Annotated in this window: 11 protein-coding genes; 2 read left to right on the top strand and 9 right to left on the bottom strand. The window is 42.7% G+C overall.

Features of this window, described 5'->3' with window-relative positions; translation table 11 throughout:
- Window positions 1-18 precede the first annotated feature (18 nt).
- The 5 genes from BIZ38_RS09350 to BIZ38_RS09330 all read right to left on the bottom strand — a co-directional run bounded on the left by BIZ38_RS09350 (window position 19) and on the right by BIZ38_RS09330 (window position 8,630).
- Window positions 19-4,323, bottom strand: a complete 4,305-nt coding sequence (locus BIZ38_RS09350; protein WP_187490160.1) for an alpha-1,6-glucosidase domain-containing protein — start codon at window positions 4,321-4,323, stop codon at window positions 19-21.
- Window positions 4,324-4,345: 22 nt separating this feature from the next.
- Window positions 4,346-7,240: a TonB-dependent receptor gene (locus BIZ38_RS09345; RefSeq protein WP_187490159.1), complete on the bottom strand. Its 2,895-nt coding sequence runs from the start codon at window positions 7,238-7,240 to the stop codon at window positions 4,346-4,348.
- Between the two features lie 187 nt (window positions 7,241-7,427).
- Window positions 7,428-8,045: a LysE family translocator gene (locus BIZ38_RS09340; protein ID WP_054554413.1), complete on the bottom strand. Its 618-nt coding sequence runs from the start codon at window positions 8,043-8,045 to the stop codon at window positions 7,428-7,430.
- Window positions 8,045-8,224 carry a DUF4177 domain-containing protein gene (locus tag BIZ38_RS09335; RefSeq protein ID WP_054554414.1) on the bottom strand — a complete coding sequence of 60 codons (180 nt, stop codon included), beginning with the start codon at window positions 8,222-8,224 and terminating at the stop codon, window positions 8,045-8,047. The genes BIZ38_RS09340 and BIZ38_RS09335 overlap by 1 nt, the downstream gene beginning before the upstream one ends.
- 1 nt (window position 8,225) lies before the next feature.
- On the bottom strand, window positions 8,226-8,630 hold the full coding sequence (locus BIZ38_RS09330) for a DUF3224 domain-containing protein (RefSeq protein ID WP_054554415.1): 405 nt from the start codon (window positions 8,628-8,630) through the stop codon (window positions 8,226-8,228).
- Window positions 8,631-8,707: 77 nt separating this feature from the next.
- Between BIZ38_RS09330 and BIZ38_RS09325 the strand changes: the two genes are divergently transcribed.
- Entirely contained in the window at window positions 8,708-10,480 is a 1,773-nt protein-coding gene (locus BIZ38_RS09325; RefSeq protein ID WP_054554416.1) for an ABC transporter transmembrane domain-containing protein, read from the top strand.
- 61 nt (window positions 10,481-10,541) lie between these two features.
- Here BIZ38_RS09325 and BIZ38_RS09320 read toward each other — a convergent pair whose 3' ends face one another.
- Together BIZ38_RS09320 and BIZ38_RS09315 are read right to left on the bottom strand one after the other, a co-directional pair.
- Complete coding sequence (locus BIZ38_RS09320; RefSeq protein ID WP_054562840.1) at window positions 10,542-11,174, bottom strand: OmpA family protein; 633 nt, start codon at window positions 11,172-11,174, stop codon at window positions 10,542-10,544.
- Window positions 11,175-11,254: 80 nt separating this feature from the next.
- Window positions 11,255-12,034: a substrate-binding periplasmic protein gene (locus BIZ38_RS09315; RefSeq protein WP_171041555.1), complete on the bottom strand. Its 780-nt coding sequence runs from the start codon at window positions 12,032-12,034 to the stop codon at window positions 11,255-11,257.
- A gap of 120 nt (window positions 12,035-12,154) precedes the next feature.
- Between BIZ38_RS09315 and chrA the strand changes: the two genes are divergently transcribed.
- Window positions 12,155-13,291, top strand: a complete 1,137-nt coding sequence (gene chrA / locus BIZ38_RS09310) for a chromate efflux transporter (protein ID WP_138618416.1) — start codon at window positions 12,155-12,157, stop codon at window positions 13,289-13,291.
- Here the strand turns inward: chrA and BIZ38_RS09305 are convergent.
- Together BIZ38_RS09305 and BIZ38_RS09300 are read right to left on the bottom strand one after the other, a co-directional pair.
- A complete protein-coding gene (locus BIZ38_RS09305; protein WP_054554419.1) occupies window positions 13,288-14,538 on the bottom strand; it encodes a mechanosensitive ion channel family protein in 1,251 nt (416 codons plus the stop codon). The genes chrA and BIZ38_RS09305 overlap by 4 nt on opposite strands.
- Window positions 14,535-15,458: an acetyltransferase gene (locus BIZ38_RS09300; protein WP_166341111.1), complete on the bottom strand. Its 924-nt coding sequence runs from the start codon at window positions 15,456-15,458 to the stop codon at window positions 14,535-14,537. Before BIZ38_RS09300 ends, BIZ38_RS09305 begins: the two co-directional genes overlap by 4 nt.
- Between the last annotated feature and the right edge of the window lie 14 nt (window positions 15,459-15,472).

Genomic DNA, 15,472 nt, shown 5'->3' with positions numbered 1-15,472 from the left:
AGGGTACTGCAGGGAAAGCTATTCCACTGCTTCAACCGTCACTGTTAATTTACTCAGATCAGGTCCTTGCACTGTAAAACGATAATCCCCCGCTACAGCAATACTCAAGGTGATATCGCCCCCAACGGCTTCTAATAAGGTCGCTTCACCAATAATAGCGATGGGTGAATCACCACTACCGCCATAATTTATGGTGTTCCAGTCGCTTGAAGCGACTTTGAATCCATATTCTCCCACTTCAAGTGCCAGTGTCGTACTATATAAAGCATCGCCAGTATAAATTAACGGATCCACTGGATCCCAATTATTCATGCTGCCTCGCAAATAGACTTGAGTTTCGCCAAACATTTCTGCATTAAATACGGTCATGAGTGGCTCTTCAAGGTTACTAGCATCAAACACAAACTGATATTGACCATCGCTGGCAATATCCATTGTCATGTTTGCGCCTTTTACTGCGAGTAGTTTTTCAGTACCCACTGTAACCGCTGCGCTACTTTCACCTGAGCCATAATCGACTGTATTCCAATCACTTGAAGCAAACTTAAAGCTATAGCTACCTGCAGTTAATTGTTTAGTGAAAGTATAAACACCTTTGCCTTGGTACATTAACTCATCACTGGTATCCCAACTATTGAAGTCACCGCGCACATAAATTGGGGTGCCAACAAATGGCTCTTCATTATAGATTTTAAGCACTGGGTTATCGGTGTCTGTGGCATCGAATGAGAACACATAAACAGCATCCATTGCCGCCGTAAAGGTCATATTGGCGCCACTGCGTGTTAGCGGCTCATCTTCACCTTCGATCACTTCAGCAACATCGGCAGAAAGCGCACCAAAATCAACGGTAGACCAATCTTCAGAAGCCACTTTAAATTCATAGCTACCTGCTGTTAGAGGAATCGCAATTTTGTACTCGCCATTACCTACATATTCAAAGCTATTTGCCGTCCCCCAGTCATTTAACGAGCCACGAACATAAACTGTTGTGCTACCAAATGGAACAATATCTGGCGCCCCCACAGTCGCATCGGCACTTAAGCCTTCACCTTGTGCATCAGCTTGTGGTTTCACAAACACAGCAACAGTATATGGTGGAACATTAAAGGTACCTTCGCCCTCACCAGCCATAAAGCTTGCCGCTGACATACTTGAGTCAACACTCGCTTTTAAAACAGGATGAAGCTCAAAACCCGCAGCCGTTGATACCGTATGCGATAAGCTTTGCTCAGTGCCGTTCATCACCACGACAATGGCATCGTATTGGCTATCTAGGTCAGTCAACCCAACACCATCATCAATACTCATCACCACTAAGCCTTGTTGTTGACGCTTACCAATATTGTGGAAGCCAACGCGGTCTAGAATGTCTTGCTCTGTGGTTAAACTAAATAATGGGCTGGCACTACGAATTGCTAAGAACTCAGTAAATACATTACTTGCGTACTCAATGTCGCTTGCCATCGCTTGCGCATTCGTATTTGCAGAAATAGGTGCAATTTCGCCCCACTTCGCTTGGTTATCTTGCGCAGGAGGTAGGCCTACATTCCAGTTATTGGTATCCATACTGAAATCAACAAAGTTGAACCAATCACCAGAATCATAGCTGTTACGATCCATTGATTTAGAACGCAGCATATCAGCACCCATTTGCATAAATGGAATACCTTGGCTCATCAGCGGCATAGCTAAAGCCATATTGTGAACACGCACACGCTCTTCAATACTTAAGTTAGTACCATGCTTATATTGCAGCTGATCCCATAGTGTTTCGTTATCATGCTTAGAGACATAGTTAATGCTATCAGCTGGGTCGAGTGCATAAGCTGCTGGCTGACCACCCCAACTAAAGCTGCTACCTTTTGCTGAATTACCTTTAAAGTCTTTAAGAATGTAGTTTTGTAAGTTACCTGCCAGCGATAAACGCAACGTATCTTGCTCAGATAAATTGCCATCTGTGGCATTATTGGTAAAGAATGCACCACCACGAATTGCTTCACGGATACGGTCATTAAAGGTACCTACTTCAGTTCCAGCCATATCCATTTGTTTAGCTTGCACAAATAAACGATTATCTGCGACTTCATCAAAGTTCCATCCTTCACCGTAAAAGTAAGTATCTGGGTCAACTGCTTGCACTGCATTAAGCGCTGCCATAATTGAGGCTTTTGGCATATGCCCCATCACATCAAAGCGGAAGCTATCGTAACCAAAGTCACGGGCTAAAATCACCATAGAGTCAGTAACAAACTTATCCATCATGACATGTTCTGTTGCAGTATTCTCACAACATGTTGAGCGTTCCATTATGCCTGTTGTTTCGTTATATCTGTGGTAGTAACCTGGTACTAGTTTATCAAACACAGATTTATCCCAAACACCTGATGAGGTAGTGTGGTTATAAACAACATCAAGCACAACACGCAAACCAATTTCCTGTAAAGACTGGATCATCGCACGCGTTTCTTTGACTCGTGCAATACCTTCAGGCGATGAAGCGTAAGAGCCTTCAGGCGCAATAAAATGATGCGGATCATAACCCCAATTAAAGCTATCAACACCACGCATAGCATTAGCCAGTGCTTGAGCATCATCAGAACCAGGCAGGTAAGACGCCATTAAATCAACTATCAATGCACTCTTATCTTCGGTTTTACATGCATCAGCATCATCGTCAATGCGGGTACATAAATCACCTAAGGTTGCAGTAATATCAACACGCTGACTAGCATCTTCATCTATGGTGCCAATATCAGTCAGTGGCAGTAAATGGAAATGAGTTAAGCCATTATCTGCCAGCTTTTTAAGATGTTGCATTGGTGCGCTATCAAGTTCAGTAAACGCTAGATACTTACCACGGTTTGCTTCACTGACGGTTTCATCCCGTACACTAAAATCACGCACATGACCTTCGTAAATGACCGCTTGCTCAGGGTAATCAACCGTTGGCACCATACGCTCATCCCAGCCGGTTGGTTTAGTATCTTCATCATCAAGGTTGATCAGTTGGCTATATAGACCATTGGTTGAAACGTTTAATGAATAAGGATCAGTGCTCCATAAGCTTTCAATTTGCTTAGTCGTAGGATGATAAACATCAAACATAAAGCGGTAGTAATGGCGATCGTGACTGATATCGATATTGCTAGACCAAATACCCGTTGCGCTATCAAAGGTCATCACAAGTTGTTCAAGCTCTGTTTTATCAGCATCATACAGCACTAATTTCATATTGCTTGCCGTTGGAGCCCATACCGACACATCAATGCCATTATTGGCGTAATGCACACCTAGTTGTGCTTCATTAGCATCACTTTCGCCACTGGTGTATAAGTCATCTAGGGCTTTAGCGGTTTGCACATAAGTGGCTTCTGTTAGCTTGCCATCAGCATCATAGCCCGCCACAACTAATTGTTGTTTAATAAGCTCTTTTGCAGCGGCGGCATCCCAGTTACCTTGGTACGCATTCCATCCGGCAAGGTGTGGTACTTTAGCGATTTGCTCATCACTTAAAGATGTCGATGTAAGCTCAACCACTTGACCATTTAGCTCTTCGGTGTCTTCATCTATTGCTAAATCTGCATTGTTTGATGAGTGTAATTTAATGATACTAGTCAGTTCATTACTTGGATTATAGACAAAGGTTGAGAGGTCAAGCCAATGTGCTGAGGCACCTGAAAGACTCACTCCTAAACTCAAAATTGGGAATTCAAAAACAGACGGTTCACCATGAAAAGTAAAGTTCATACGTTGGAACTTTTCATCGTCCTGCATCAATGGCATTTTTAAGTCAACATCACCAAACGCTTTGCCGGACCCTTCGGTTCCAATATGCACAATGAAGTTAGCACACTCGTTGTAACCCTCTTTTAGTTTTACAATCCAATACGCGCCGTAGTTAGGGTCAACACCATCGTATTCATGACCATTTGCCCAATCAGTGGCATCAAACGGTGCAGCGTAAGCATCACAGTCATCGTTATTCCATGAGTGTAAACGGTATCCTTCATAGATTTTATCTGTGCGGTTATAGAATAAGATGGCTTCGTCGTCTGCAGGGAAAACCACAGGATCAGGCAAAGTGGGATCAGCGCCTACAACGCAGCTCTCATTATTTTCATCTGGTACGGAATTGCCTTTACAACTAATTGGTGGTGGATCTATACACTCAGTCCCTGCTTCATTAGGGATTTGCGGTACGCTACAAGTTAATAAAACTTGCCCAGAATCTATATCGTCACTTGCGCCACCACCACATGCAGTTAGAAATACCATGCTACATGCAATCAGTAAGCGGTTTAAATTAGCTATTATTTTCATATTATTATCTCCAGCTTACTGATCAATGGTTATAGGTAAAACCCAGATAAAACTGACGGCCAAAGAATTGCGTGGTGCCTGTTTTACTGGTTGTTCCAAAGTAGCTTTGTGTTGGTTCGTCGGTTAAGTTATTCACTTGTAATAACATGCCGAATGAATCTGTGAACTGATACGATGTTTGGAAATCGACAACCGTTTCTGCATCAAAATTCACCACTTGCTCATTGACAGCAACTTGCTCTGAAACAAAATCATCGCGATAACGCACATTAAAACGTGTTTCAAAGTTTTCATAGCTGTAAAAGAGTGTGCCGTTAAAGACATTATTTGACAGGCCAGGCAAGTCTTGCGACACAGAATCACCACCTAAATCGGTAATAGATTGCACCTCACTCTCGGTATACGAGTAACTGGCGTTAATACCTAGGCCTTCAAACGGTGAGGGTAAGAAAGAGAAAACTTGCGTATAGGCAAGCTCAATACCGCGAATATAACCGCCTTTGGCATTGTTAACCGCAGTGGTGTACACACCATTTGTGGTTTCGATTTGCTCACCACTGACAGGGTCAACAATGTATTCTGGTACGTTAAAACCATTACCCTTAAAGTCAAAGTTCTCTATGGCTACCGTGTCTATGAATGAGTCGATATTCTTATAAAACGCAGCAACAACCAGTGCCCCATCGGTGTCTTCAAAGTATTGCTCGTACGAGATATCGTACTGATCCGCATAAAAAGGTTTTAAGAATGGGTTATTAGTACTTGAACCGTTAATTTCGCCGTCATTGTTAACCGATGCACTGGCATCGCCTGCTAAACGGTTAATCGGAGCACGCGCCATCACTTTTGCCGCAGCAAAACGAATTTGTGTCGCGTCACTCACTTTAAAGTTTAGGTTTAATGAAGGCAGGTAGTCTGTGTATTTTATGCCTAACACGCTTGGTGCATAAAGGTCGTTAACAATGCCATTGTCATCAACAATATACTGCGCACCGAGTTGTGGGTCACCACCGACGTTTTCAAGCACCGTCGCGGACTGATCGGTATCTACTCGGCGAATACCAATATTACCTGTGATTGGCAGCTTGCCAATTTCAGTATCAATGTTAAGCATAAGGTAAGCGGACACCACTTCTTCATACACTGAACCACTTTGCAACATGGTCCATGAATAGTTAGTGGTATAGTCTTGTGCATCTGGCTCACCATCACCATCTAAATCAACAACACCATCAGCATTACCCCAGGTTTGTACTGGTTGCGGAATACCATTTGGGAACCATGCGTTAAGTGCTTTATCTAAATCTATCGCTAGATATGATGGGAAATAACTAAACTCACCTTGCCAATTGACGACTGTAGCCATGTCATCGGTAAGGCGAAGCGGTGGTTGAGTCGAAGAAAATGCACCGTCGTTACCGTATTCAAATACAGAGCGATTATTGCTGTATTCACGGTCAGAATAACGAACGCCAAATTCAATGGAGCTAAACCAGTTATTCTCTAACTCATACTTAAAATCGAGTCGAAATGCTTTTACTTCATCTTCATTTTCATACGGGTAAATACCGTATTTACTGACCATAACTCGGTCAATATCGCTAAATGCGTCGGCTTGGTTAAAACCTACATCAGGCAAGTTTAAGCCGTTCAATTGATAGTTAAGCGATACATTGGTATCGAACACAGGGTTCTCAACGGTGGCATCTTCCGCAACCAATGCCCAAAGTAAACCATTACGGAAATTACTCTTAGCACGTGATAGCGACACGTCAGCATTGACGTTTAAACGCTCAGTAACTTGCCAATCCGCATTAATGCCGTAGCTGTCTACTTCATCGAAATCTTGGTTATCATCATTAACAATTTCAACACGGGTAAAGCTATTTGATGTGCGGTTAATCGCACCACCAATCACCGCATTACCGTCAAGCACTGGGTTAGCATACACCGCAGACGGACCACCAAACTTAACTCGGAAACCACGGGCAAATGACTCGCTATCAAAACGCGATAAAAACGCATCACCCTTTAATTTAAAGTTATCGGCTGGCACCCATTCAATTGAGGTTAAATAACCATTACGGGTTTCTTCACCACCTAAGTGCTGAAGCTCAAATCCCTCGCTGATGTATTCATTGGCAGGATTATCTGCAGGGCCATCGGTATCATTTGCCAGTCCATCAACATCTTTGTTTCCGTTATATGCTAAACCGATAAACTGAGTCGCCACACTTGGTTGGAATAAGCGCGCGTAACCCACTGCGACACCTAGCGTATCGTCAAGAAACTTACCTTGGTAAGAAAAGCTAATACGGTCGCCGTACTCGGTTGCATCAAAGACCTCTGAAGCACGGTCGTTATACATACCACGCACATTCGCAGTAAATTTGTGTTGCTGGTCATTATCCAATGGGCTGGCTGTTTGTAGCTCTACCGTACCTGCTACGCCCCCTTCAATGAGGGATGCCTTTGGCGACTTGTAGACCGCCGCTGAACTGATTAACTCAGACGGGTATTGATCAAACTCAATACTGCGACTACCACTAGTAGATACTTGCTCACGACCATTTAATGTCGAAAAAACAAAGCCACCAGATAAACCGCGAATGTTGATTTCGGCAGCTTGGCCTCCGGTACGTACCGCCGAGATCCCCGGTAGACGTGTTAATGCATCAGCCATAGACACATCAGGTAATGCCCCTAAGTCATCAGCTGATAGTTGCTCAGAGACAGTGTCGCTAAAGCGTTTTTGATTTAATGATTGAATTAAGCTGCGACTAAAGCCGCGCACTTCGATTACTTCTAGCTCAGGATCGATTTCCTTTGCTGATGTGCGTTCTTGTTCCGTCGCCGCTATTGCACTATTTGCTGCCACTAAAGCCAGCATAAGCGCACTTAGCTTGAATTTCCCCATTGGATTTCCACCCTGTTGTCGTTGGAGGTGTTGTATTTGTGGTTATTGTTGTTGTCAAAAAACAACCAATAAAGTGTAACCAAAAGGTAAATATTGTGTGATGAATACGTATGCAATAGGAGCTTGCTGGGGAGAGCAGCGATCACAACCCTTTTCTATTAGTGATGTAATCGCAATATAGAGGGATTTATAAAGTAATAACGACGCGAACAGCTAGAGCAATAAAGATTATCCCTAGCAATTTTTCGAGCCATGGATTTGTCTTGGTGAAACCAAAACGCTTTTTTGATATGTCGGTTAACAGTGCAACAACTAGATACCAGCCCGTATCAAGCACAAATACCGTTAAACACATGATTAAACCAACTTGCAAAGTCAGCTTTTCAGGATCAATAAATTGCGAAAACAGTGCTAAAAAGAACACCGCAAGTTTTGGGTTTAAAAAGGCAATAGCAAAGCCATCTTGCAATGCGCTACGAGGACTCGGCTTAGTCTGCTCAACATTCAATGTTTGCGAGCTAGGTTTAGCTAACAAAATACGAATACCCAAATATGCGAGATAGGCTGCACCGCCATAGACCAGCACTTGATAAAGCGTTGGCAACTGAGTCATCAGCGCACCTAAACCAAGTAACGAGGCACACGCATAAAAGCCAACCCCAATACCATGGCTTAACGCCGCTAACATGCCATTCTTCATACCGCCATGTAAACTGTGCTTTAAAACCACAGCTAAACTCGGCCCCGGCGACATCGCTCCCATCACGCAAATTAAAACTAAACTCAACCACTCAGTTAGTGTCATTATTCGTTATTCTCGATTAGCAATAAAACGGATGTTATCTGACCATAAACCCCTGTTGCTGTAGTGATAGTTTTCACTTGCCAACCAGCTTGACCTAATTCGAACACTCGTTGATTTAATGCATCAATATCGATGCCGCCAAAAAAGCGTTTCTTTTTAAACTCTACAACTTTTTGCATGTTAGTCCGTCAGTTGGTATTCAAAGTCATAATGATGAATACCCGATTCAATTCGAATTGCCATTTTACCAGAAATACCTTCAAGTTCACCTGCGCCTGAGTCTGGTACCACTTCTAAAATCAATCGGTCAGCCCCTTTATCCATGGTGCCAAAATGTTGCAGCACAAAACTGCCTTGCTTACCTTCTAAGCTACCAACAACTTGCTCTATCGCTACATAACCTGCACTGCCCTGAGTTGCAGTCATGGCACTGAGCATTTCGCCTTGGCTTGTTGCTTCTAATGGACCTGAAAACTGTTTATCAATCGACATGCGTCCCAAATTTACGCCATCTTGCCCTGTGGCATAGCCGCCAATTGGGTTTAACTTTACGGTGAATTGACCACTGATCGTTGTAGATTCCATACTAATCCCTTAATAACTGTTGATTTTTAGAGCATTGATAACCATATCTATACCCTATTCATCAACAAGAATCTAGCATGTCTACCAATAAAGAAAAGGCCGCATTTAGTAGCCTGTTACCGATTTTAGCTTTTATTAAACCCTATAAATGGGTGGTGTTTGCAGCCCTTGGCGCCTTGCTGCTTACGGCCGGTGTTAACTTATCACTCGGACAAGGCGTTAAATTTGTTATCGACCATGGCTTTATTGCAGGCTCACAAGCTCAGCTTCAACAAGCAGTAATGGTGTTGATTGGTTTAATAAGCTTATTAGCTGTAGGTACTTTTTGTCGCTTTTATTTAATGTCGTGGATTGGTGAGCGAGTCAGTAACGATATCCGTAAAGCCGTGTTTGATCGCATCGTTACATTACACCCGAGCTACTTTGAAGAAAACCGTAGTGGCGAGCTGATGTCGCGCCTGACCACCGACACCACCTTATTGCAATCTATCATTGGTTCCTCTTTTTCAATGGCACTACGTAGTAGTTTAATGCTGATTGGTGGCTTGGCTATGCTACTTATTACCAACCTAAAGCTGACTCTTGTCGTTGTTGCCTGCGTACCAGTAGTATTAGTGCCGATGATGATTTTTGGCCGAAAAGTAAGAAAACTGGCAAGCTCAAGCCAAGATGCCATTGCCGATATCAGCACCTATGCTGGTGAGATCATTCAAAATATTAAAGTAGTGCAAAGTTATAGCCATGAAGAACGTGAAAAAGCAGCATTTAGCGAAGAGACCAACAAGGCGTTTCAAGTAGCGAAGAGCCGAATCAAACAGCGCTCGTTTTTGATTGCAGCGGTGATATTTCTGACCTTTAGTGCTATTAGCGTGATGCTTTGGGTTGGTGGCAGTGACGTATTAGCTGGCACTATGACAGGTGGTGAGCTAGGTGCTTTCGTGTTCTATGCGATTATGGTGGCGATGTCTGTAGCAACCGTTGCCGAAGTGTATGGTGAGCTGCAAAGAGCCGCAGGTGCAGCAGCACGGCTCTTAGAGCTACTTGCCGTTGAAAGCATGATCAAAAGTCCAGATACAAATCATGATGCACAACTTGAAGCAAACAAACTTAATCACCCTGCTATCGAGTTTAATGAGGTATCTTTTCATTACCCTTCAAGGCCAGATAAAGCCGCTTTAAATACGCTGAATTTACAAGTAAAACAAGGTCAAACTCTTGCTATCGTTGGCCCATCGGGGGCTGGTAAAACAACGTTGTTTGAGTTACTGCAGCGCTTTTACGACCCAAGCTCAGGGAGTATTTCGCTGGCAGGAATAAACATAAAAGCACTCTCTCTTGATTGCTTACGCCAGCAAATGGGGATGGTGGCACAAAACCCAATTTTATTTAGCTCAGACGTAATGCATAACATACGTTATGGCAACCCAAGCGCCAGCGACGAGCAAGTATATGCGGCGGCCAAATATGCCCATGCCGATGAGTTTATTAGTCAACTGCCAGATGGTTACCACAGCTTTTTAGGGGAGCAAGGTGTTAGGCTTTCAGGTGGGCAAAAACAACGCATAGTTCTGGCCCGCGCAATATTAAAAGACCCTGCAATTTTATTGCTTGATGAAGCAACCAGTGCACTCGACGCACAAAGTGAGTTTCATGTACAAGCTGCCCTTGAGCATCTAATGAAAGACAGAACAACACTGATCATTGCCCATCGTTTGGCAACGGTTAAACACGCCGATGTGATTGTCGTGATGGATAAAGGAGAAATTATTGCAACGGGTACGCATCAGCAATTGTTTGAGACTAACCCATTGTATAAACAATTGTGCGAATTACAGTTTAATCGAGATTAAGAAGGGAAATGTCAGGTTTGAAAGGGCATATCAAACCTGACCACAAATCTAGATATAAAATCTAACCTTGTGTATTCGGTACGATCTGAATTTCTACGCGGCGGTTTAAAGCTCGGCCATTTGCTGAGTCATTGCTTGCCACAGGGCGTGTTTCACCATAGCCTCGTGTGCTGATACGCGCAGACATAATCTGATGATTCACTAAGTAATCTTTTACGCTTTGCGCACGTTGTTGAGATAACGTCATATTGTAGCTATCTTTACCTGTGCTGTCGGTATGACCTTCTACGCTTAAGTAGGTTTTTTCGTATTTATTCATCACCTTAGCAATCGCATCTAAGGTGCTATGAAAGCCCGACGAAATATAAGATTGGTCAGTTGCAAAAGTAATATTTGATGGCATGACTAGACGAATATTGTCGCCTTCACGAACCACTTCAACACCTGAGCCTGCTAGCTCATCGCGAAATGCTTCTTCTTGCTTATCCATATAATCGCCAACGGCTGCACCTGCTAATGCACCAATAGCCGCACCAATGAAGATACGTTTATCATCGTGGTCGCCAGTTGCTTTACCTAGAACGGCACCTGTAGCAGCACCAATCGCAGCGCCTTTACCTGTATTCGTTGTCTCACAACCTGTCAATAAAACGGCTAATACGCCCACTGTTAAAACTGATTTTGTAAAAGTCATGTGTCTCTCCATGGCAATTATTCAAATTGAATTGTTAACAATTATGAATGAACGTCTATGAACAAACTATGAAGAATGGGTTACTTATCGATTGCTACAGCAGTAACCGGAGGTAAGTTATAACTTTTGACCAATTCTGTTAAACGGCCATTGAGGACTAAGGTATTGAGGCGCTCTTGAATTTTTTCGGCTAAACTCGAGCTTGCAAACTGTTTACTTAGGGCAATGTGACCATAAATAACATCTTTATAGCGATAAGGCATTTTTACAATTTCTTGTGAAGGTCGCTGCAAAAAAACGGAGGCATGATCTGCAGTCTCTTCAACAGCAATCACTAAATCAACACGATTTTTTAATAACATCTCAAAAGCATTATGTTCGCTTAAAGCCTCGATTTTAGTGAGGGTTTTATCAGTGTCGAAGCGGGGAAAATGCGCAGCACCTCGCATTATCGCAATGCGCTTACCGACTAGGTCTTGGTAATTGTTTATTTTAAGCTCGCTATCAGCTTTTGCATAAAACACGAAAGAAGACGACAGCATCATATACGGCGGGGTAAGAAACTGCATTTTTTGTTCGCGCGCTTCTGTGCGAATAAGGCCGCCCATCACATCCAGCTCATTTTGCTCAAGCATCTTTAAACAACGAGAAAATGGGCAAGCAACATACTCAAACTTAATTGGTAAGCTAGGTTGCATTTCACGCATAATATCAACAATTGCGCCACTCACTTTACCATCATCAGAAATCATGCCATAAGGGGGCGCATGATCAACAGCCACCAACACTTTCTCGTAAGAGTTCGCAGATACTAAGCCACTGAAAAAAAATAACAACAAACTTGCAATGTAGTGTTTCATAGTGATACTCATGACTACGTTCACTGGTTCTGTATATTGTAGACGGCCTTGTGTCATAAAAACCACAAAAATGTCATACAATTTTGTCATAATTGAAAAAAAATTACTGATGGCAAATCAATGTTATTCATCATATTTAAGCAATTCTTTTTATTAGGCTGTATGAGCTTTGGTGGCCCTGCAGCACACCTTGGTTACTTCAAACGCCACTTTGTTGATAATTTAAAATGGCTTTCTGCTGAACGCTATGCCCAACTGATTAGTCTTAGCCAAGCATTACCGGGCCCAGGTTCGAGTCAAGTTAGCTTTGCGATGGGGGTTGAAAAAGGAGGGGTATTGGGTGGCCTGTGCGCTTTTATTGGGTTTACCCTACCCTCATTTTTAATCATGTTTTTTCTGGCTCTAAGCGCTCATCAATTTGGTGATATATACTTTGCAGTAATTGCTGGGCTAAAACTCTTTGCAGTAGTGATTGTTGCCGATGCAACCTATAGCATGGCAATGAGCTTTTGCAAAAACCACTTACATAAACTTATAGCAGTGCTAAGTACTGTTGTATTGATTATTTTCTCACAATTATCGAGCCAAATTTTAGTACTTATTGCAGCAGCGGCTATAGGTTGGTGCTATCCACAACTTAAATTACCTGAAAGCCAAGAGCAAAAATCAGTGAAAATTGCTTGGTTACCACTTGGCTTATTTGCCATCTTGTTATTAATTAGTTTTTTACCTTTCGGTGAATGGCTTTCTTTGTTTGCCCCATTTTATCAAACTGGCGCTATGGTCTTTGGTGGCGGTCACGTTGTGTTACCTATTTTACAAGCTGGTGTACCGAGCCTTGAAACTGAGCAGTTTTTATCGGCTTATGCCAGTGCCCAAGCCATACCTGGACCGATGTTTACTATCGCTACTTATTTGGGAGCACAAGTTACACCAAGCATTCCACTTGTAGGTGCTATTGTCGCGACCATCCTGATTTTCTTACCGGGTTTTTTGTTGATGTTAGCCTTTATGAAAAGCTGGTTACAGTTAGCAGATAAGCCACGCTTTGCAGGCAGTATCGCAGCGCTAAATGCCGCTGTAGTGGGGTTTTTAGCCGCTGCTCTTTATTCACCGATTTGGCAATCGGCAGTGCAAAATCTATGGCAAGTAGCTTTAGTCATTGCAGCATTTACATGGCTAAGAATGGCAAAGCCACCTATTTGGTGGCTTTTGTTAGGCTTTATTACGATTAGCTTATTGATTGGTCAGCTTTAAGCTTTCTCACGTGGAGGATTAGCTACCTTGATACTAGGCTTTAAGCCAGTTTGGGCTTCGCTTGTGCTCAACTGACCCGTAACACTTTGATAAGGTCTAAGCCCAAAAATAGGCAGTACAGCAAGTAGATGATCCATGATCTCTGCTTGCAAGTGCTCGTATGAAATCCAGCGCTTATCCTCACTAAAGCAATAAAACTCAATAGGTAAACCATGATTTATTGGTTGCAGCTCTCGCACCATTAAAGTTAAATCACGATTAATTTTTTCATGTTGCTTTAAGTAACCTTCAGCATAACGTCTAAATAAGCCAAGATTTGTTACTGGGTTAGGTAAATTTGCTACTCGTATGTAGTCATGCAAAGGAATTGCATCATCAATTTGCTCTCGAAAAGCATCATCCACCAAACGAATACTATTCATATCAATGTTTAAAGAACGCTTGATACGACGACCACCTGACTCTTGCATACCACGCCAGTTTTTAAATGACCCTGCAACTAACATGTAAGTTGGAATGGTTGTAATCGTGTTATCCCAGTTACGCACTTTTACTGTATTTAAACCAAGGTCGATAACTTCACCGTCTGCGCCATAGCTATCCACTTGGATCCAATCACCGTAAGTTACTAGTCGATTTGCCGCAATTTGAATACTGGCGACAAAACCCAAAATGGTATCTTTAAATACGAGTAAGGTCACCGCCGCTATCGCACCAAAGCCAGACAAAATATAAGTTGGCGACTTCTCTAGCAAAATGCTCACAATGAGAATGGCGCAAACCATAAAGGTGATAAGTTTTACAACTTGGATCAAGCCCTGAATCGGAATATCGCGCGCAAAATCAAGCTGGTTATAAATACCACCAGCAATGCTCACCACACTACTTAAAATGAAGCCACCGTAAATGATCAGTGCAATTTGACCCACCGTTTTAAGTACTAATGCAGCGACATCATGAACTGGATAAACATAATCGAAGGTCGCTAAATAAAGTACACAGCACAATATCCCTGCAAAACGACGGTTTAACTTATTGAGCATAGGTGTGAGCGCACCAATACGCTCAGGAGACAGGCGTGTAACAACCTTTTGAATACCCGGCAGTAATAAGCGACGGGTAAACATGTAAATTATTAGTAATGAGCCAACACCGATAGCTGTAGCGGTTAATGCACTTATTAGCGCCGCGTCTGGCATTGATTCAAACCAAGGCATCACCAACTCTTGTAGGTGAGTTTGCTTCATGGCGCTTCAATCTCCTTATTGATGGTAGCAAGGTACTCAGCTTGCTGAGCTTGGTGATAAGTTAGTAGCTGAGCATCTTTTTGTAACCACAACTCATTAATATGTTGTTGGAAAGCCGTTCTAAATGCACGGTCATGCTGATAATCACCAATCATCTCTGCGCTAATTGCTTGCACTTGCACTTCAACTTTAATCACGTTTAAACGGCCACGCATAAGATTACGGCAAATATGGTCGCCCTCCCCCTGATAAATAATCGAGGTATTTAATAATGCATCAAATTGCTCACCTAACACCTCAAGAGCAAATGCTATACCGCCTGCTTTGGGCTTTAAAAGGTAAGTAAACGGACTATTTTGCTTACTGTGTTTTTGACTTGTAAAACGCGTGCCTTCAACAAAGTTAATGATTGTTGTTGGGTGATTACGAAAATCACGGCAGCTACGTTTGGTGCGTTCAACATCGAGCCCTTTCAACTTAGGATTTTTTGCCAGTTGCGCTTTGCTCACCCGCTTCATAAAAGGCATACCCATAGCCCATGCGCCAGTGCCAATGAATGGCACATACTTCAGCTCATCTTTTAAGAAAAACTTTGGCGCGGGTAAAACATCGATTGCACTCAGAACAACAATATCTAGCCAGCTCATATGATTAGAGATAAGTAAGTACCAACCATCTGTAGTAACTTTACCTTTAATATCAATTTCAATTGTTGGGCAACCTAACCACAAGGCTAAGCGGTTACCTTTACACCAACCGCGATAAGCTAAATGAAGAATATCGCTAACCACCTTAAATGGCAGTAGCAACTTAAGCACACCAAACAGCAGCACCAGCGTGCCCCAAATAATCACATTAGCAAACAAGACAATACTAACTAGAACGCCTGTTAACCAATTTGGTAAAAATTTCTTTAACATATGTGTGCTCTCGA

The sequence above is a fragment of the Pseudoalteromonas sp. BZK2 genome, from assembly GCF_014349195.1.
Lineage (GTDB): Bacteria > Pseudomonadota > Gammaproteobacteria > Enterobacterales > Alteromonadaceae > Pseudoalteromonas > Pseudoalteromonas simplex.
Note: the sequence above shows the minus strand (reverse complement) of the source record. Positions and strands in the feature narration are given on the sequence as shown.

What these genes read in the sequence shown, in the direction of transcription:
- BIZ38_RS09350 (WP_187490160.1), bottom strand. Translation starts at nt 4,323, where the DNA reads ATGAAAATAATAGCTAATTTAAACCGCTTACTGATTGCATGTAGCATG.
- BIZ38_RS09345 (WP_187490159.1), bottom strand. Translation starts at nt 7,240, where the DNA reads ATGGGGAAATTCAAGCTAAGTGCGCTTATGCTGGCTTTAGTGGCAGCA.
- BIZ38_RS09340 (WP_054554413.1), bottom strand. Translation starts at nt 8,045, where the DNA reads ATGACACTAACTGAGTGGTTGAGTTTAGTTTTAATTTGCGTGATGGGA.
- BIZ38_RS09335 (WP_054554414.1), bottom strand. Translation starts at nt 8,224, where the DNA reads ATGCAAAAAGTTGTAGAGTTTAAAAAGAAACGCTTTTTTGGCGGCATC.
- BIZ38_RS09330 (WP_054554415.1), bottom strand. Translation starts at nt 8,630, where the DNA reads ATGGAATCTACAACGATCAGTGGTCAATTCACCGTAAAGTTAAACCCA.
- BIZ38_RS09325 (WP_054554416.1), top strand. Translation starts at nt 8,708, where the DNA reads ATGTCTACCAATAAAGAAAAGGCCGCATTTAGTAGCCTGTTACCGATT.
- BIZ38_RS09320 (WP_054562840.1), bottom strand. Translation starts at nt 11,174, where the DNA reads ATGACTTTTACAAAATCAGTTTTAACAGTGGGCGTATTAGCCGTTTTA.
- BIZ38_RS09315 (WP_171041555.1), bottom strand. Translation starts at nt 12,034, where the DNA reads ATGAAACACTACATTGCAAGTTTGTTGTTATTTTTTTTCAGTGGCTTA.
- chrA (WP_138618416.1), top strand. Translation starts at nt 12,155, where the DNA reads ATGTTATTCATCATATTTAAGCAATTCTTTTTATTAGGCTGTATGAGC.
- BIZ38_RS09305 (WP_054554419.1), bottom strand. Translation starts at nt 14,538, where the DNA reads ATGAAGCAAACTCACCTACAAGAGTTGGTGATGCCTTGGTTTGAATCA.
- BIZ38_RS09300 (WP_166341111.1), bottom strand. Translation starts at nt 15,458, where the DNA reads ATGTTAAAGAAATTTTTACCAAATTGGTTAACAGGCGTTCTAGTTAGT.